Source organism: Psychroflexus gondwanensis ACAM 44 (assembly GCF_000355905.1).
Lineage (GTDB): Bacteria > Bacteroidota > Bacteroidia > Flavobacteriales > Flavobacteriaceae > Psychroflexus > Psychroflexus gondwanensis.
The window spans coordinates 273268-292299 of sequence record NZ_APLF01000003.1 but is presented as its reverse complement, the minus strand read 5'-3'; the positions used below and the strand labels follow the sequence as shown (position 1 = coordinate 292299).

Below are 19032 nucleotides of genomic sequence, written 5' to 3'. Positions count from 1 at the left end.
AGTAATCATAAAAGCTTAAACAGAGCATAAAGCCTATAAAGTTTTGCTAAAAAATTAGCGATAATGTTTTTTCTAAACTTATGTTTGTAAAAAATAAGATATAAATGGAGAAAGTCAAAATCAGTCTAGAAGATGTAGCCAATTTAGATTTTACGACTATTATTTGGATTGCAGCCCCTTTGATGTTTAGTTTAGTAGCTTTAGAATCCTATTTCAGCTATAAACAAAATAAAAAGCTATACGAAGGGAAGGATTTTATGTCCTCTACATTTATTGGAGTAGTGAATATTCTTTTAAATGGTGTGATGAAATTGGGTGTTTTTGGTTTCTTCATTTTCTTTTATAATCTTACTCCTTTTCATATACCACACACTTGGTGGTCATATATTCTTTGTTTTATTGCTTTGGATTTTGTGAGGTATTGGTCACATAGAATTGCCCATGAACAACGTTTTTGGTGGTCTACACACGTAGTACATCACAATTCTGAATATTATAACCTTTCTACCTCTTTTAGATTATCATGGACACAAAACCTTAAAATCATTTTCTTTTTACCAGTGATTTTGATGGGATTTCATCCTTTCGTATTTTTAGTGGTACATCAAATAGAAGTTTTGTATCAATTCTGGATTCACACAGAGTATATCAAAAAATTACCAAAACCTATTGAATTCATCTTTACAACGCCTTCTCACCATAGAGTTCACCATTCTAAAAATGAAAAGTATTTGGATAAAAATTACGGATCAACCTTAATTATTTGGGATAGATTATTTGGTACTTTCGAGGAAGAAGTCGAAAAGCCAATCTACGGTATTACTAAGCCTATTAATACCTACAATCCCTTTACGCTAGTATTTCACGAATGGATTGCATTATTTAAAGACTTAACCAAAGTTAAATCTATTAAAGAAGCTTACAGAACCGCTTTTGGAAGTCCTGTGGATTATCATAAATCCGAACTTAAAAAAATGGAAATTAGAAGTGAAGAAGTTCTTAAAAAATAATTGCATAAAATCCTTTAGAATAGATTTGATGTTGAGTGTTTTCCTATAGTTTTACGGAAAACACTCATCACATGAAATACCTTTTTACCCTTGTCTTATTAGTTTGTCTTTTTAAATTAAGTAATGCTCAAGATTTACAATCTCCAAGTGAATTTTTAGGTTACCCAATAGGATCTGAATTTACGCGGCATCACCAAGTCATTGACTACTTTAACTATCTTTCACAAAATAGCCCACTAGCTACTTTTTCTTCCTATGGTCAAACCAACGAACGAAGAACCTTAAGCTATGCTGTAATTACTTCAGAAGAGAATCATCATAATCTTGAGGGTATACGAAAAAACAATTTAAAACAAACTGGTATTTTGGAAGGTGACTCCTCTCCAGAAATTGCAATTGTTTGGTTGAGTTATAATGTGCATGGTAACGAGGCCTCTAGTGCAGAAGCTTCCATGGTCACTGCTTTTGAGCTTATGACCAATCAGAAAAACGTGTTGAACAACACAGTAGTTATTATAGATCCAACTGTAAATCCAGATGGTAGAGATCGATACGTTAACTGGTACAACCAAGTGAAATCTTCACCTTACACAGCATATCAAGATGCTATTGAGCATAGCGAACCTTGGCCTGGAGGAAGACCCAATCATTATCTTTTCGATTTAAATAGAGACTGGATGTGGGCTACCCAAATAGAAACCCAACAACGCCTTGAGATTTATAACCAATGGATGCCACATGTTCACGTAGATTTTCATGAACAAAGTATTAACAGCCCTTATTATTTTGCACCAGCAGCAAAACCTTTTCACAAGACTATTACCGATTTTCAAAAAGAATTTCAGACCCAAATTGGGAAAAACAACGCTAAAGCATTTGATGATAAGGCTTGGTCGTATTTCACAAGAGAGCGGTTCGATTTATTCTACCCCAGTTACGGAGATACCTACCCCACTTTCAACGGAGCTATAGGTATGACTTATGAACAAGCAGGAAGTGGCCAAGCTGGTCTTGGTGTACATACCGATGAAGGTTACGAGCTTACCTTAAAAGATCGGATAAAGCACCATGTGCAAAGTGGGCTATCCACCGTAAAAACATCTTCTGAAAATGCTAAAAAACTTAATTCTGAATTTAAAACCTATTTTAAAAATACTGTAGATTTTGATTACTATGTCCTTGTTGGTGAAAAGAGTAAACTAAATACATTGACCAAATTATTTGATCAACATGACTATGAGTACCAGTTCTCTAAAGAAGAAAAACTAAAGGGTAAACCTATTTACAGCACTGCAAAAATGTCTTTTGATGCTGACCAGGCTTTAGTTGTACCGGCTAATCAACCCAAGTCTAAAATGCTAAAAGTCCTATTGGAAGTGGACCCAGAGTTGAGCACTCCCCTCACCTACGATATCACTTCTTGGAATCTTGCCTTAGCTCATGGAGTGGAGGCTTATACAGTAAGCGGTAACATCAACACTCAACCAAAAGAAAACCCTTATTCTCAAAAATCTGTTGAAACGGGAACTGTAGGCTACATTGCCAAATGGAAGAGTATGACCGATGCTAAATTTTTAGCAGAATTACTCCAAAACAAGATTAACGTAAGAGCTACAACGAAACCCTTTAAAATCGAAAATAAATCTTATGATAGAGGTAGCCTGATTTTGACGAAGACCAATAACAGAGATTCCAATTTTGATTCTCTGGTTATGGAACTCGCTAACAAGTATCATATTAAATTAGCAGCTACTCAAACTAGTTTTTCAGATTCAGGAACAGATTTTGGCTCTCCAGATATCAAGAAAATAAACACGCAGCGCATTGCTGTTTTAAGGGGTGATGAAGTCTCATCTTTGAGTTATGGGTCTATTTGGCATTTTTTTGAACAAGAACTGAATTATCCTATTATTTCTATTGATGCTCAGCAACTTAAGAAGATAAATTTAAAGGATTACGATATTTTGATCCTACCGAGTGGATCTTATTCTAAAATTTTTAACAAAAAGAAGTTATCTTCTCTGTCCGATTGGATTAAAAATGGAGGGAAACTTATAGCTATGAGCAGTGCTTTATCCACTTTTGAAGGAAAAAAAGGATTTGGGCTAGAAAAAATGAAAGTTGAAAAAGACTCCACCCAAAATAATCTTATAGCATACGCAGAAAGAGAAAGAGAACGTACCAAAGATAACATCACTGGTGCTATCTTTAATATAAAGGTAGATAACACACATCCTTTAGCCTTCGGATATGATGATTCCTACGCCACTTTAAAAACGAGTTCTGCAGCTTACAAATACCTCAACAAGGGTTTTAATGTCGCCTATATTGAAGATACTCCTGAACGCTTAAGTGGTTTTGCTGGCGAGAAGGCTTTAGAAAAGATTTCTAAATCTCTAGTTTTTGGTGAACAACGCCTAGGTCGTGGAAGTATTATCTACATGGTAGACGATGTCATGTTCCGCTCGTTTTGGGAAAATGGCAAACTCTTTTTCGTTAACGCTCTGTTTATGGTTAATAATAGGAGTCAAACTTTTAAATAATCACAGACTTAGTTTAATTTCAAATTGCTGTAGTTTGCCGTGATGTTAAAAATTTGAGAGGTCTTTTTTGGAGTGGTATTGGTATAGATTACATCTTCAAAACTTTTGGTCATTTTAAAGTCGAACTCTGAGTTAAGTTGAATCTTGGAGTTAGACGATTTGGCGTAAAACCTAAAGTTTTTATCACTTGGCAGCTTCAAATCTGCACTGGATTTTTCCAGATAAATATCTATAAGTGAAAAGCCATCGTCTACCCTATCGATATGTAAATTTCCATAGGTGCCTTTAATAATGGCTTGGTTTTGAATAGAACCGATCTTTAACTCAGACATTTTAGAAATAACATTTAATTGGTCTACTTTCTTTAAATCGACTTCCTTGGAATAATTTATATCTAAGTTTAAGCTCTCTGCGGAGTGGATTGAAAGCGTTGAATAACTCATTACTATTTTTGAATTTTGACCAGTGGCAGTGTCCAATTGCAAACCTGAGTAGCTCAGGTTTGCATCAACATTATGTAGACTTGAAACTTCCATTTTACTATGTCTTAGATTCATCTCGAACTTAGCCGATTTAGGTACTTTAATTTCTATCACTCGCTTCACCGATTGCTTCATCATCCAACTGTTTTTCGCCTCCTGGTATCCTTCCCTGAATTCTTCAACCCAAGGTTTTATGTTTTTCCTAATAACATGTGCATATTGCCTTAAAGAATCTTGGAAGCTTCTATTATCCTTCTGGTCATCTCTAAGATCCTTCAGATCATCTCTAAAGTTTTTAAGCTCGTCTCTCCACACCAGCATGGTCTCCCGAAGATTTGTAGAATCCAATTGCTCCTTAAATTTTTCTAGATAGTCTCTCCCCTGTTCTTTAAAAGCCTCGTAATCGAAATCTATTTCTAGCAGAGGCTTTGGTGGTTTTGGTGGAAGTGGAGGATTTGGTGATTTTGGTGGTTTTGGAGGAACAGGAGTTTGGACAAACCCAACACCATTAGGTTTCGCATTCCGATTTTTTCTAGACGTAATTTCTACCCGTTTGCTGTTTCCAAGTACTATGATTTCCGAGGCATCAAAAGCTTCGTTCAAAGCTTGTTTATCCTCCTCATCGTAAGTTAAAGTCGTTTTTACCTCCACTCTATTTTTATTCCAGGTTTCAATAATGACCGTAGAATGTGATAGATCTAAGATAATTATCGGGCTTTTCTCCACATCAAAACTTTCAGTCGAGACTCTCTTTTGCTGAGAAAAAATAAGAAATGGTGCTAGTAATAAGAGGACTAATAAACTACAATTGGTATATACTTTCGCTATCATGATTTAAGGTTTTTAATTCGGTTAACTTGAGTTTTAAATTTTGAAGCAATTCTAACCTAAGTTGTAAATTTTCTATCATAGCTTCTATAAGAGTTTCATCGAAGCCTTGTTGAGCCAATTCATTTTGAAGACGTTTATACTCGCCATCAATTTTTTCCACTTCCAATACATATGAATTCACTAAATCGTCATAATCACCTGTTTCTAAGGTGGCTAATTCATAATTGATAGAGGCTTGATAAAACGATTCAATTTTTTGAAATTCTGGAGAAAAATCTCCAAGACTTATCAAGTTTGAGGTTTCATTTTGCTGAATTTGATCTGGTGGAGTCTGAAGCCATAGAATAGAACTCACGAGTGCTACAATAAGAACTGCTGCAATTTTTTGCAAAGTTTCGCTGCTTGAAACGGCTTTCGATTCTTTTTTTAATTTGGTTTCAAATAGTTGCTGATGACCTTCAGACATTTGTAAAGGCGCATTCTCATAATTAAAATCTTTACGCAAATCTTTCATAACCCTGTTTTATTAATTCGTTTTTCAACATCGTTTTCCCTCTGTGCAATTGAGTTCTAGAAGCATTTACCGAAATTTTTAAAATTTCAGAAATCTCTTGGTGATCATATCCCTCCATTAAAAACAGTTTCAAAACAAGACTGTATTTTAAGGGTAGGTTTTCTACTATAGATTTTATAAGCTCTACAGAAATGGAATCCTCTACTTTCCAGCTTTTTTCTTCCTCTTCGGGTAGTAAAATGTGATCGTGGTCTAGACTAAGATCAAAATTCTTCCTTCGTAAACAATCGATAGATTGATAAATCACAATCTGCTTGAGCCAGGCACCAAAAGTGCAACGACCATCGAAAGTGTCTAAGTTTGAAAAGGCTTTAATAAAGGCTTCTTGAGTGATGTCTTCAGCGAGATCTCTTTGCCTAACGTATCGGAAGGCTATAGTCAACATAGCATCACAATAGGAGTTATATAGCTTCAATTGTGCCTTTTTATTTCCTTTTAAACATTTTGATATCAAATCAGTTGCTAACAAATTCAGAAGGGATAAATTAAAATTGCTTCACCTTAAATACGTTTGAAGTTATGTAACGTTACAAACTTTATCGTTTATTTAAAAAAGTTCTTTTCTTTTCTGCTATAATTTAACCTAAAAAAGAATGAAAACAGTCATACACAAATCAAGAAGCCGGGGTCATGCCAATCATGGCTGTTTAGATTCGCACCACAGTTTTAGTTTTGCGATATATTTTAATGCAGAACGAATGGACTTTGGAGTATTACAAGTCTTGAATAATAATGACGTCGCCACTAGAATGGACTTTGGCTCTCATGCTCATCAAATTATGGAGTTTTTTTATAAATTCAAATTCTTCCCAATCAACAGAACGTGGCTCCTAGATATGATCAAATTTCGATGGATTTCTCCAAAAATAGTTTTCATCGAATCTTATCCCCAAATAAAGAGGATCTGGAGTTTGGATTTAACAAAGGGCTTGATTTCATATAGGTGAATTTAATAAAGTTTGAGAGGAAGTTTATTACCTAAAACAAGCAGGAAATGGAATTTACATCTTTGTACTCGAGGGTGAAGTTGGAATTGATGACTTTCTATTAAGCAAAAATAGAAGCTATGAGTATCACCGACATTTCTACAATCCATTTAGGAATAATGGAGACTTCTAAAGTCTTTTTGATAGAAATACCTCTCTAATAATTATCACTTTAATAGTATTTAACTTAAAAAGCAGATTATTTATGGGTATTTTAAAGACATTACAAATGTTAATCTATACATTTGTAGAAACCAGAAATACTCAAAAAAATGCAAAATATTTTAGTTATAGGTGCCAATGGAACAACAGGAAGGTTAGTATCTAAAATTCTTAGAGATTCCTCCGATTTTAAACCATTTGCCATGATAAGAAAAGAAACCCAAAAGCCTTTTTTTGAAAATCAAGGGATAGAAACTCGTCACGGCGATCTTGAAGAAGATTTTTCTAGTGCCTTTAAAGGTATGGATAAAGTTATTTTCGCTGCTGGATCAGGTGGAACAGGTGGTGATGAAAAAACAATAGCGGTAGATCAAAAAGGAGCTATAAAAGCTGTAGAATTGGCAAAAGCTCATAAACTTCAAAAGTTTGTGATGTTGAGTTCTATGGGAACGGATAACCCCAGCCAAGTTGAAGGTTTAGAACAGTATTTAATATCTAAAAAAGCTGCAGACGATTTCTTAAGAGAGTCTAAACTTGTTTACACTATAGTTCAACCTGGAGGTTTAACCGACAAAAAGGGAACAGAAAAAGTAGAGCTCGCGCATAAACTTAAAAAAATGAGTGAAATCCCTAGAGAAGATGTGGCACATACTCTTGTGTATGCTCTAGAACTTGAGCGTGCTAAGAATACGTCCTTCGAAGTCGTCTCTGGAAATGATGATCTTAAACAAAGCATTAAGAATTATAAGTAAAATTTAAGTAAGCTATACCCGAAGTAATCTTCGGGTATTTTTTTTGAACCCTATGAAAGAGTTTTGGAATAAGCGATTTGAGGAGAAAGAATTTGTTTACGGCATTAAGCCAAATGTATTCTTCAAGTCTGAACTAGATAAAATAAAAAATAAAGGTAATGCTCTGTTTCCTTTAGAAGGAGAAGGAAGAAACGCTTGCTATGCAGCCCAACTGGGATGGAAAGTCGACGCCTTTGATTTTTCAGAAACCGGAAAGCAAAAAGCCCTGAAATTATGTGATGCCAATGGTATTTCTATAAACTATGAAGTTTCTAAAGTTGAAGAATATGTGATTGAGAAAGACACTTACGATCTAGTTGTACTCGTATTTGCTCATTTAGATCTAGAAAACAGAACTTTATTTCATAAGAAAGCCATAAACTCCTTAAAACCAGGAGGAAAAATTATTATTGAAGCTTTTCACCCTAAACAACTTGAGAATAATTATCCCTCTGGAGGTCCAAAAAACAAAGATTTGCTTTATACTTTAACACAACTAAAAGATGATTTCAAGGCTTTATCAAAAAGTGATGGGAGCGAACTAGAAATAGATTTAGCAGAAGGAGATTACCATTATGGAAAAGCTTATGTAACGCGATTTGTAGGGACTAAATAATTGCTTTGTTAACTCAATAATAGCATTAATTTAGATTTTAATTCTTACTTTTATCCTTTAATTCTTTTTCATAAATTTGACTACATGACCCTAAAATATGTGCTAGCCTTTTGTTTTATAAGCCTATTAAGTAATTTAACGCTTAGCCAGACCACAGAACTCCCCTCTTTCAATTTTGAAAATTATGAATTCCCTAAAGTCGTCGTAGTTGATGTAAAAGACAAGGAAGCAAAAGTCATAAGAGATAAAACTCAAGGTTGGATCAACAGATACTTTACAAAAGAACAACTTATCGGAAGTGAAAATTCTGAAGGAACACTTGTTATCAATGCTGTTACCAAAAATCTTATTAGTATCAAAAATTTATCTAACGATTTAAGATATACGCTCAAAATCTCATTTAGAGATCAAAAATATAGATTAGAGATTAGCCAAATAAGTTATGAATACTACACAGAATTTCGAAGAATAACGTCTTTAAGCCTTAGAACTGACAATGCTATAAAAAAAGATTTAGTAAAAAGTCAACCTATTTTAACTTCTTATTTCAATGACTTAAATTTAAATCTTTACAATTCAGTATTGAACGATAATGATGAGTGGTAAGCCAAGAATAGTTCTGATTTTCTGAAATATCTTTTATAGAATCCAAGTCTATAATCAAGGTTTAAGTCTTTTAAAATTTCTCTCTTTAATTTAAAAAAATGTCTTTATTTGCTTTCACTGTAGATATTTGGCATTATTATCATAAATTTTGTTAAATATAAATGAGGTTTAAATATATGATTGACAGTTATTTAACCCCTCAAGATTGGATTAATCATAAGATCGTCCTTTTTATTTTTTTAATTATTGCTTTGATATCATAGTAATTGTTGTTAGTATTGTAGTATAAGTTCTACAGATATATTATTGAATTATATTTTAAACTCTGTTTAATTCTAATTCGTAAATATTTTTAGTAAAAACTACAGCTAATGAAGATAAAACTACTCAACTCATTTTTTATTGGATGTTCTTTAATTGTAGGATTAGCTGTTTTTAGTCTAAACCCCAAAGAAGACTCTAGCACCCAGGAATCGGAACTTATAGCCGAAGCGCAAGTCAACAATTCAGATCATTTTAAATCAGATAAGTCTGCTATTGCTACTTTTTTTGAAAGTTTCACTAATCAAGCCTTAAATCCACCTCCTACTCCAGAATTAGATATCAATAATATTTTAGGCTCTGGAGGTTATGATGTTGAAATACAAGGTGGGATAAAAACATTTCTAAGATGCACCAGTGATTTAAGCAATAATGGAAACTTCGAGTTTTTCGATCCTAATATTGCTACTTACCCTGCTGGTACTACCTATTTTATAGATTGGGGCGATGGTACTACAAGTACACAAGTTGAAGATCACACATACATAGCTGGATTATATACACTAACTTATACAATCACCTTTCCTGATGGCACTTCAGATACTAGTGAATTTAGAGTTTTTGTAGGTACTCAACCAGCAGTGATTACTGTACAATTAACAGGAAACGAAAACTGTTTACCTAACCAATACGAGTTTACGCTTACTACAGGAAATAATACCCCAGGAACTACTTATTCCATTATTATAAATGATGGGTCTACTCCTATTACTCTAGAATCTTCAGATTATCCGATTGGAGTTCCTATAGTAGAAACGTTTTTTCACACCTTTCTAGACACCTCTTGCGGAATAACCTCTACTATAAATGGTGTCCCAAATAATAATTCATATTCAATAACTGTTAGATCAACAAATCCCTGTTCTACCGAGGGTAATTTTACATCTACTGGTCCGATAAGAGTGTCAGAGCCAACTGAAGCCGACTTCATTCTTCCTGCTGATATTGCCTGTGTTAATTCTTTAGTGAATTTTGAAGACATTTCTGAGGTAGGAACCAACACTGGGCAAAATGGCTGCAATGGTGAGTATGGTAGATATTGGGAGATTACTCCAATAGCAGGAACTAATATAGCTGGAGGAAGTCAGTTAGGAAGTGATAATGGTAATCCTACAGACTGGTTTTCATGGACAGATGGAACACAAACCTTAGGAGTTATATTTGATACACCTGGATACTATAATATCACTTTAGTCACTAGAAATAACTGTGGTGAAAGTAGAGTTACCAAGGAAATCTGCATTATTCCAGAGGTTATTTCAGAATTCACCTTAAGTCAAGATGAAGCTTGTTTTGAGGATAACCAAATTGTTTCTACCAATAATACTTCTCAAGCAGTTGGTTGCGACATTACCCCCATCTACGAATGGGAGGTTACACAGTCAAATCCAGATTGCCCTCCTACACTATCTCCAGGATGGGCATTTGCAAACGGGACAGGTCCAAACGATAAAGAACCAGAATTTGAATTTACAAGTCCAGGTATATATACGATAAGGCTTAGGGTTTTTATAGAAGACGTTTTACCTGGTGCAGATTGTCAAGATGATGTTTTCGAAAGAATAATTACAATTAAGGATAAGCCTAAAGCAGAGCTTGAAGACCTAATCGTTTGCCAAGACGAACCTTTCTTTATTAATCCAGTAGTCTACGATTGTTATACCAGCGTAGGAACAACTTATGCTTGGGATTTTGGCACAACGCCTCCAGCCTCTATTTCAAGTTCTACCGATCCGAATCCCCAAATATCTTATGATACCCCTGGTAATTACACTTATGAGTTAACTCTTACCAACGAATGTGGCTCTAACACCTACACTGGAAATATTGAAGTATTGCCACCTGTATTTGTCCAAGCTGATGGGCCATTAGAGGTTTGTTCCGATACAACTTTCCCTTTAAATGGAACTATTACGGGCGGTACAGGAAATGGCTCATGGACGGCCAGTATTCCTGGAGGAGTTTTTACTCCAGATGCCAACGCTCTAGATCCAACCTATACACCTCCAGCTGGTTACATCGGAAATATCACGTTTACACTAACTACAGACAACTCAGGAACTTTATGCTCAAATGCAAGTAGTACTCATATTGTTAATATTGTAACAGGAGCAAGTGCTGACGCTGGTAATTATGATCCTATTTGTATGGACAGCAGCATCCTACTAAATGGAAATTTTGGAGGCACTGCTACAAGTATTACATGGACCTCTTCGGTTGGAGGTACATTTGTAGATGCTACCGATCCCAACACGGAGTTCACTCCACCTGCAGGCTTTACAGGAACCTTAACACTAACTATAACCACTGATGATCCTGCCGGAACCTGTAGTGCTACTTCTGATACTGTGGATATTCAAGTCCTTCCGGAAGGAGAAATTGATCCCTTACCAGATTTAGAATTTTGTAGTACTGACCTCACTTCTGAAATTAGTTTTAGTTCACCTAACATAAGCTTTACGACTAATTTTGATTGGGTCATTGACACTAATATTGGCCTCACTCCGCTTTCTGGAACAGGTAATATTCCAAGTTTTGTAACAGAAAACTTGACTATTAACCCTATCGTGGCTACAGTCACCGTCACACCCATTATAGGTTCTGGCAAAATCATGTGTTCTGGTCCACCTGAAACTTTTACGATTACTGTGAATCCCACTCCAATAATTTCAGATATGACTCTAGAATTATGTAATGGAGATAATTTTGATGTCATCCCAGCAAATACGGGAGGTAATTTTATTCCAACAGGAACAAATTACACTTGGGAAAACCCTATAAGTAACCCAACTGGAGCTATAATCGGGGGAACTGCAGAAAACATCCCCCAACCTTCTATTTCTCAACCTGTAGAAAATACAACAACCGATGCTGCCAGTATAACCTACTTGGTTACTCCAGTTTTAGGAGGTTGTGAAGGCATCCCTTTTAATGTTACTGTTAACTTTGCACCAGAGCCGGTTATTCAAGATATAAATCTTGAAGTGTGTAGTGGGGAAGCGTTTTCAGTCGTTCCCGATGAGAATTTTTCTGGCAATTCAATTCCAACAGGAACCACCTACTCATGGGGAGTCCCTACTATTGTTCCAGCAGGTTCAATCTTAGGAAGTGCCGCCCAAAATACCCCAGTTTCCTCAATTGATCAACAATTAGAAAATATAACAAATGCTTTAGCAACCGTCACTTACACCATCATTCCAGATTTAAAAGGATGTGAAGGTGAACCGTTTACGATAACTGTAGAAGTTAAACCAAGTCCTTCTATACAAGATGTTGGTCTTACCATTTGTAGCGAAGAGACCTTTACTATCATTCCTGATAATAGTACTCCAGACATCGTTCCAAGTGGGACGACATATACCTGGGGACTGCCAACAGTTTCTGTGCCTGGAAGCATTACTGGTATGTCTGATGCAACTTCAGCTGAAACTGAGATAACTCAAACCTTAACAAATACTACCAATGAAAATGTTTCAGTAACCTATACCGTCACTCCAGAAGCAGACGGATGTCTAGGTGACCCTTTCCTTATTGAAGTGATTGTTGAACCAAAACCTTTTATAGAGCCCATTACAGAAAGCATCTGTACAGGAGGAACGTTTTCTATCACTCCAGCGAACACTGGTGCTAGTATAGTCCCAGTTAATACTACTTACACATGGGCTGAGCCAATCAGTAATCCAGCTGGAGCAATCACAGGAGGTAGCGCTGAAACCACACCTCAAACTGAGATCAGTCAGAATGTAGTTAATACCTCAGAGAATCTTGCTACATTAACGTATACTGTCACACCTCAGACCGGAAGTTGTATTGGCGAGCCCTTTAGTATAGAAATTACTGTTGAAAGTTCTGGATTAATCGAAGACCAACCTGCGGCCTTTCAAACTATCTGTGAAGGCGGTCAAATTTCCCCTTTAGGAGTTGGATTGGCTAGTGGTGAATCCTCCACTACAACCTACCAATGGTTCACCAATACCACTGCAACCAATGCGGGAGGAACTGCGATTCCTGGAGCTACAGACGCAACTTATCTTCCACCTGCATTCAATCTTCCAGGTACTTATTACTTTTATGTCATAGTAAGCCCTCAGGGCAATGAATGTGGCGATGTAGTAAGTCAGGTTTCAGAAGTAGAGGTCTTTGAAGATCCCACTTTTGATGTTCAGAATCTGGATGATCAAGATCTTTGCTTGGATGCTCAAGCAAGTGAATGGAGTGTCGAAGTATCTGGAGGCCTAGGTGCTATAAATTATCAATGGTATGTCAACACCACTGGAGATACTACGACAGGAACAGCAATAGCTGGGGAAAATTCACCTGAGTTTACTCCACCTACCTCAGACGTAGGTATACTTTATTATTATGTCGTCATATCTCAATCCGCTTCAGGATGTGAAAATACAAGTGATTTGGCACGTGTAAGAATCGAGCCTCAGCCATTTATCAATCAGCACCCACAGTCACAAGAGCTTTGTATTGAATCCACTCCGAATCTATTATCCGTGAACATCAATTTTAGTCTTGGTTCACCTTTTTACCAATGGTTTGAAAATGATGAGGAAAGTAATGTAGGCGGAACTCCTATTGCTGGTGCCAATCAGCCAACTTTTTTACCTCCTACTGATGTTGCAGGAGAACAATTTTACTATGTGGTTGTAAGTTTTGATAATTCAAGCTGTGGTCCAGTTGTTTCTGACCCTGCTACCCTAAACGTAGTTCCATTTGCAGAGCTTAACCCTATAAATGACTTTGAAGTGTGTAATGGAGATGATATTGCAGGAATTAATTTTTCGACAACCAATCCAATCATGATAAACACGTTCGAGTGGACCAACGATAATCCTGCGATTGGTTTAGCAGCTAGTGGTTTGGGGAACATTCCAACCTTTACAGCTACAAATACCACTGGCATAACTCAAACTGCAGTCATCACTGTGACTTCTGAAAGCGTGTTTATTGGAGATCCTTGTGGTCTAAGTACCACTCAATTTACAATAACTGTCCCAGCAGAAGTAGAAGATAATGCTATCATCTCCGACTTCAATGGCAATCAAACCAGTTGTTCTGATGCCAATGATGGAAGTATACAAATAACTCCATCTGGTGGAATTCCAATTTCAGGAAACCAATCCTATTTGTTCAATTGGACTGGGCCTGATGGATTTAGTTCAAACCAAGAAGACATTTTCAATTTAAGGCAAGGAGATTATGATCTTGAAATAACTGATGGATTTGGGTGCGTCTATGAATTCTCTTATGAGATTGACGCCCCCGATGAACTTCTTGTTCTTGAAGATGCTGTTCTCAATATTCAATGCCACGGAGAATTCACTGGTAGAATATTAATATCTGCAACTGGTGGCACTGGAAGTTATTCCTACAACTGGTTAAAAGATGGAATGTTTGTAGCTACAACTCAAGATTTAGAAAATATCGGTGCTGGGTATTACACCGTCATTGTGACCGATGAAAATAGTTGTATTGCTACTGAGGATTTTGAAGTGACTGAACCTACGCCAATTGAAATTGAGATTGTTGAAAAAACAGCGATAGTTTGCAATGATGAATTTGAAATTCCTGATGCTTTCAGTCCTCAAAATTTAGCAGATGAGTTCAATGGCTTTATAAATATTGAGGTTCAAGGAGGAACTCCTCTTCAGACAGGTCCTACTGAATTTACGTATCAATACGAGTGGTTAAACGAAATTGAAGATATAATTTCTACTGAAAAAAACCTCACTGGAGTTGGACCAGGCCTTTACACTATAAATGTTTATGATAACCTGAGTTGTGTTGCTTCTAAAGAAGTCGAACTCATCATGCCAGAACCTATAGATATTGCTGCAGAATCTGAAGATGAAACTTGTGCTTTTAATGAAGATGGCAGTATAGAACTAGATATAACTGGTGGTACAGAACCCTACAATATCGTTTGGAACACTGGAGAGACAGGTGCAATATTGAATAACCTAGCACCCGGAACTTATACAGCTACCATTACAGATAAGTACAATTGTAATGAAGAAGTTAGCGTTGAAATTGAAGGTGTAAATGCTTTAGAAATTGATCATAATGCTGAAAGTATAAGCTGTTTTAATGCAGCAGATGGCTTTATAGATGTAAATGCAAATGGCGGTAGACAATTTACTGGTGGTTCTTACGAATACCAATGGAGTGGTCCCGAGGGCTTTACAAGTACCGAGGCCAGTATCAGCAACTTATCTATTGGGGGAACCTATTCGCTTGTCGTTACAGATGCAAGTAATTGTTCTGAAGTACTTGATGTTTTTATCAATGAACCAGCACCATTAGAAGTGAGTTTCCAGACAACTCAAGCAAATTGCTTTGGTATAGACGATGGAACAATCACTCTTTTTGTGGATGGAGGCACACCACCCTACACTTCTAATTTTGGCCCCGGAGATTCTACGTTTCTCTTTGAAAATCTTGAACCAGGTATTTATGACATAGAGGTCATGGATGACAATGGGTGTATTGAATTACTTGAAATCGAAATAGAACCCGATTTCATCAATGAAATTGATCCTCCTCAAGGAGAGCCTTTTCAGGAGTTTTGTATTGAAGATCAACCAATGCTTAGTGATCTTAATGTTCAAGGATTAGGCGTTAAATGGTATTTATCCCCAACAAGCGATGATGCGCTACCAGATGATTATTTAATTACAGAAACCACGATTTTATACGCCAGGAATTTTGATGAATCTTTAAACTGTTTGAGTAGCCAAACTCTAAGAGTGGAAGTGAGCATTATTGAGGGTATTCTAGAAGTCAACAATTTCATAACAGTTAATGGAAATAACTTAAACGAACGACTTAACGTAGTTAATATAGAATTGTTCCCAGAAAATGAAATGAAAATCTACAACCGCTACGGAAAATTAGTCTGGGAAACTACAGGCTATAACAATACGGATAATGCTTTTAAAGGGGAGTCTAATGTTGGAGGAACCCTCAATCAAGCTAATTTTTTACCAACGGGAACCTACTTCTATATATTAAATTATAAGTCACCGTGTAGGAACGATACCAAGAAAGGATTTGTACAAGTGGATAATAATAACAGATGATGAGGAACTTTCTAAAAAACATAGGATGCATAGTAATAATAGTCACTGGGATTGGGAATCAACTTCAGGCTCAAACCGATGTTAAATTGTCAAATTTTGTATATACGCCTCTGGTATTGAATCCAGCTTACGCAGGTAGCTCTGATGGGTATAGCGCAACTGCACTTTACACTTCACAATGGGTTGGATTTGATGGAGCACCAGAAACTCTAATCGTTACTGGACATGACAGGATAGGATTAACAAATCTTGGAGCTGGCTTTGATGTGATGAGCGATAAAATTGGGGCTAGCAAAGAGAATAGAGTCGTTGGTAATATAGCTTATCACCTAAGGCTGAGTCAAAACTGGTTACTCTCAACAGGTGTAAAATTAGGAGTGAATAACTATGCCATAGATTACTCATTGCTTTCTATAGAAAACCAAGGAGAGTTTGGTAATCCCTTTGGAGATCTTTCAAGAACAAGTCTCATCTTTGGGACTGGGTTTTTTCTTCATAGAGAGAATTTTTTCTTAGGTGTAGCTATTCCCAATTTTTTAACTACTGAGTATATCGATGATTTTAGAAATACACTAGCCAATACTACTCCCAATTATTTTATAAGTACAGGCTACAGATTTGAGCTAGAGCGCGAGGTGTATTTTCAACCTACGGTAATGACAAGAGTTGCTAAAGGCGCACCCTATAGTGCTTTATTCTCGTTCAACTTGGACTGGAAAGATAGAATATTTGCAAGTGCTAACTATGAGCATAATGTTACAGCTGGAGCTTTTGTAGGTCTTAGGATTACAGATCAAATCATGGCAGGATATGCCTACGATACTGCTATTACCACTTTTTCTCAATACAATGGGGGTATACATTCATTTATGATCAACTTTAGAGCTAAAGAAAGATATAGAAGAGACCGTTGTGGCTGCTTTACCTACTAAAAAAAATAAGGAAAGCTTCATCTATTTAGCTTTTATTACAAATCTCAATGGATCACGATCTATTGAGATTTGTTTTTTCATATTCAGTGTTTAGATTACTTTTGCAATATCAAAGTCCAGTTTATTTAATGGAGTATCAACAAACTCAAAAAGAAGAATTTTGGAACACCTTATCTCACGCTTTCGGATTTGTTTTAGCACTCTTTGGGGTTTGGTTACTATGGTCTAGTATCGACTTTCACAACGATAAGCTTTTACTTGGGCTTTCCCTATATTCTGCTTCACTCGTATTGCTATACGCCGCCTCTACCTTATATCATTATACAACAAGAATCCGCTTAAAGCATAAACTGAGGGTTTTAGATCATATCAGTATTTATTTTCTCATTGCGGGAACCTATAGCCCTATTGTATTAACTGTTTTAGAAGACAGCAATGGCACTTTATTATTTTATCTCGTTTGGAGTATCGCCGCCTTGGGAGTAATTCTTAAGCTTTTTTTTACTGGTAGATTTGAAAAAATCTCTCTCCTCCTCTACTTGGTAATGGGTTGGCTCATCGCTTTAGATGGCTTTGCCCTTTTTGAAAAATTTTCAAGTGTAGAACTTGCAATGCTTATCGCAGGAGGCTTATTTTATTCTGTGGGTATCTATTTTTATGTCAAGCAATCTATGCTTTACAACCATGTGATTTGGCATATTTTTGTTCTTTTGGGAAGTTTCTTTCACTACCTGATGATTTACTTCTCCATAGCTTAAGATGAGATAATAAATTGCATGTCCGTTAACATCCCCAAACATTAATTACCAGCCTAATATCGCTTTGACCTCCCGAAAATTATCGAAACTCGAGGTTGGCGATATTCTAAAACCAGTAACTGACTTAGGATTTCGCTTCTTTTAGGGGCGGAGCAAGAAAAATTCGGCAACCTTAAACGAGGATATTTAACTACAAGGATAGAAAAGAACATGCCAAAAAAATGTCTTTAAAATTTAAGCTTAACAGTTCCTGCCTTTAAACCATCTGCGTAAGATTCAGAATAAATAATAATGAATGAATTTCTCCTTGCCTTTAGATATAAATAAACCCAGGTTAAATTTGTCTTAGAGTTTCTATAATTGGAGTATTGTGAGACTTAAACAAATGCTTAACTACTCTTTATTTATTACATTTGTACAAAATTGCAAACTATGGACACTGCAGTATTAGAGAAAGAAAACTTAGCTACAGAAAATAAAACCAAAACAAGAAGTGGAAAACCTAAATGGTTACGTGTAAAATTACCAACTGGTAAGAAATACCGAAACCTTAGAAATCTTGTAGATAAATACGATTTACACACAATTTGCACCTCTGGGAGTTGCCCAAATATGGGTGAATGTTGGGGAGAAGGTACGGCGACGTTCATGATTTTGGGCAATGTCTGTACTCGCTCTTGTGGTTTTTGTGGTGTAAAAACGGGAAGACCTGAAGATATTGAGTGGGATGAGCCAGAGAAAGTAGCACGTTCTATAAAAATTATGGGGGTAAAACACGCTGTGGTTACTTCTGTAGATAGAGATGACTTAAAAGATATGGGTTCTATCATCTGGGCTGAAACTGTTAATGCCATCAGAAGAATGAATCCAACTACAACTTTGGAAACTTTAATCCCTGATTTTCAAGGAAATAAAAGAAATATAGACAGAATTATAGAGGTAGCCCCTGAGGTTGTTTCTCACAATATGGAAACGGTAAGACGTCTAACAAGAGAAGTGAGAATACAAGCTAAATATGATACTAGCCTAGAGGTTTTAAGATACTTAAAAGCACAAGGTATTAAAAGAACTAAATCTGGTATTATGCTAGGTCTCGGTGAAAAAGAAGAAGAAGTTATCCAAACTTTGAAGGATTTGAGAAGTGTAGACGTAGACGTTGTTACAATCGGTCAATATTTACAACCAAGTAAGCAACATTTACCTGTACAAGAATTTGTTACGCCAGAACAATTTGAAACGTATAAGCGAATTGGTAAAGAACTAGGATTTAGACATGTTGAAAGTTCTGCACTAGTAAGATCTTCTTATAAAGCTCACAAACATTTAGAATAA

The 19032-nt window shown here is 36.1% G+C and carries 13 protein-coding genes; 10 read left to right on the top strand and 3 right to left on the bottom strand.

Annotated elements, in window-relative coordinates:
* Positions 1-104 precede the first annotated feature (104 nt).
* Both PGOND44_RS03470 and PGOND44_RS03465 read left to right on the top strand, forming a co-directional pair.
* Positions 105-1010: a sterol desaturase family protein gene (locus tag PGOND44_RS03470; protein ID WP_003436721.1), complete on the top strand. Its 906-nt coding sequence runs from the start codon at positions 105-107 to the stop codon at positions 1008-1010.
* 71 nt (positions 1011-1081) lie between these two features.
* The gene (locus tag PGOND44_RS03465; protein WP_003436718.1) at positions 1082-3553 is read left to right on the top strand and encodes a M14 family metallopeptidase; all 2472 of its coding nucleotides are present in this window, start codon (positions 1082-1084) and stop codon (positions 3551-3553) included.
* An 8-nt stretch (positions 3554-3561) separates the two neighbouring features.
* Here the strand turns inward: PGOND44_RS03465 and PGOND44_RS03460 are convergent, their stop codons facing one another.
* From PGOND44_RS03460 to PGOND44_RS03450, 3 genes are read right to left on the bottom strand one after another with little or no spacing between them, the layout of a single operon-like run.
* On the bottom strand, positions 3562-4866 hold the full coding sequence (locus tag PGOND44_RS03460; RefSeq protein WP_003436715.1) for a hypothetical protein: 1305 nt from the start codon (positions 4864-4866) through the stop codon (positions 3562-3564).
* Entirely contained in the window at positions 4838-5380 is a 543-nt protein-coding gene (locus PGOND44_RS03455; protein ID WP_003436712.1) for a hypothetical protein, read from the bottom strand. Before PGOND44_RS03455 ends, PGOND44_RS03460 begins: the two co-directional genes overlap by 29 nt.
* Positions 5364-5855: an RNA polymerase sigma factor gene (locus PGOND44_RS03450; protein WP_236611960.1), complete on the bottom strand. Its 492-nt coding sequence runs from the start codon at positions 5853-5855 to the stop codon at positions 5364-5366. Before PGOND44_RS03450 ends, PGOND44_RS03455 begins: the two co-directional genes overlap by 17 nt.
* A gap of 178 nt (positions 5856-6033) precedes the next feature.
* On the opposite strand from PGOND44_RS03450, the gene PGOND44_RS15805 reads away from it, so the two are divergent.
* The 8 genes from PGOND44_RS15805 to lipA all read left to right on the top strand — a co-directional run bounded on the left by PGOND44_RS15805 (position 6034) and on the right by lipA (position 19032).
* Positions 6034-6387: a cupin domain-containing protein gene (locus PGOND44_RS15805; RefSeq protein ID WP_003436708.1), complete on the top strand. Its 354-nt coding sequence runs from the start codon at positions 6034-6036 to the stop codon at positions 6385-6387.
* Between the two features lie 311 nt (positions 6388-6698).
* Entirely contained in the window at positions 6699-7340 is a 642-nt protein-coding gene (locus PGOND44_RS03440; RefSeq protein ID WP_003436704.1) for an SDR family oxidoreductase, read from the top strand.
* A gap of 52 nt (positions 7341-7392) precedes the next feature.
* A complete protein-coding gene (locus PGOND44_RS03435; RefSeq protein ID WP_003436701.1) occupies positions 7393-7995 on the top strand; it encodes a class I SAM-dependent methyltransferase in 603 nt (200 codons plus the stop codon).
* An 84-nt stretch (positions 7996-8079) separates the two neighbouring features.
* A complete protein-coding gene (locus PGOND44_RS03430) occupies positions 8080-8601 on the top strand; it encodes a DUF4468 domain-containing protein (RefSeq protein WP_003436698.1) in 522 nt (173 codons plus the stop codon).
* Positions 8602-8972: 371 nt separating this feature from the next.
* The gene (locus tag PGOND44_RS03425) at positions 8973-16010 is read left to right on the top strand and encodes a PKD-like domain-containing protein (protein ID WP_003436695.1); all 7038 of its coding nucleotides are present in this window, start codon (positions 8973-8975) and stop codon (positions 16008-16010) included.
* On the top strand, positions 16007-16942 hold the full coding sequence (locus PGOND44_RS03420; protein WP_003436694.1) for a PorP/SprF family type IX secretion system membrane protein: 936 nt from the start codon (positions 16007-16009) through the stop codon (positions 16940-16942). Before PGOND44_RS03425 ends, PGOND44_RS03420 begins: the two co-directional genes overlap by 4 nt.
* A gap of 128 nt (positions 16943-17070) precedes the next feature.
* Positions 17071-17700 carry a PAQR family membrane homeostasis protein TrhA gene (gene trhA, locus PGOND44_RS03415; protein ID WP_040555733.1) on the top strand — a complete coding sequence of 210 codons (630 nt, stop codon included), beginning with the start codon at positions 17071-17073 and terminating at the stop codon, positions 17698-17700.
* A 432-nt stretch (positions 17701-18132) separates the two neighbouring features.
* Positions 18133-19032: a lipoyl synthase gene (gene lipA, locus PGOND44_RS03410; RefSeq protein ID WP_003436691.1), complete on the top strand. Its 900-nt coding sequence runs from the start codon at positions 18133-18135 to the stop codon at positions 19030-19032.

What these genes read in the sequence shown, in the direction of transcription:
- trhA (WP_040555733.1), top strand. Translation starts at nt 17,071, where the DNA reads ATGGAGTATCAACAAACTCAAAAAGAAGAATTTTGGAACACCTTATCT.
- PGOND44_RS03440 (WP_003436704.1), top strand. Translation starts at nt 6,699, where the DNA reads ATGCAAAATATTTTAGTTATAGGTGCCAATGGAACAACAGGAAGGTTA.
- PGOND44_RS03470 (WP_003436721.1), top strand. Translation starts at nt 105, where the DNA reads ATGGAGAAAGTCAAAATCAGTCTAGAAGATGTAGCCAATTTAGATTTT.
- PGOND44_RS03430 (WP_003436698.1), top strand. Translation starts at nt 8,080, where the DNA reads ATGACCCTAAAATATGTGCTAGCCTTTTGTTTTATAAGCCTATTAAGT.
- PGOND44_RS03455 (WP_003436712.1), bottom strand. Translation starts at nt 5,380, where the DNA reads ATGAAAGATTTGCGTAAAGATTTTAATTATGAGAATGCGCCTTTACAA.
- PGOND44_RS03435 (WP_003436701.1), top strand. Translation starts at nt 7,393, where the DNA reads ATGAAAGAGTTTTGGAATAAGCGATTTGAGGAGAAAGAATTTGTTTAC.
- PGOND44_RS03420 (WP_003436694.1), top strand. Translation starts at nt 16,007, where the DNA reads ATGATGAGGAACTTTCTAAAAAACATAGGATGCATAGTAATAATAGTC.
- PGOND44_RS03465 (WP_003436718.1), top strand. Translation starts at nt 1,082, where the DNA reads ATGAAATACCTTTTTACCCTTGTCTTATTAGTTTGTCTTTTTAAATTA.
- PGOND44_RS15805 (WP_003436708.1), top strand. Translation starts at nt 6,034, where the DNA reads ATGAAAACAGTCATACACAAATCAAGAAGCCGGGGTCATGCCAATCAT.
- PGOND44_RS03425 (WP_003436695.1), top strand. Translation starts at nt 8,973, where the DNA reads ATGAAGATAAAACTACTCAACTCATTTTTTATTGGATGTTCTTTAATT.
- PGOND44_RS03460 (WP_003436715.1), bottom strand. Translation starts at nt 4,866, where the DNA reads ATGATAGCGAAAGTATATACCAATTGTAGTTTATTAGTCCTCTTATTA.
- lipA (WP_003436691.1), top strand. Translation starts at nt 18,133, where the DNA reads ATGGACACTGCAGTATTAGAGAAAGAAAACTTAGCTACAGAAAATAAA.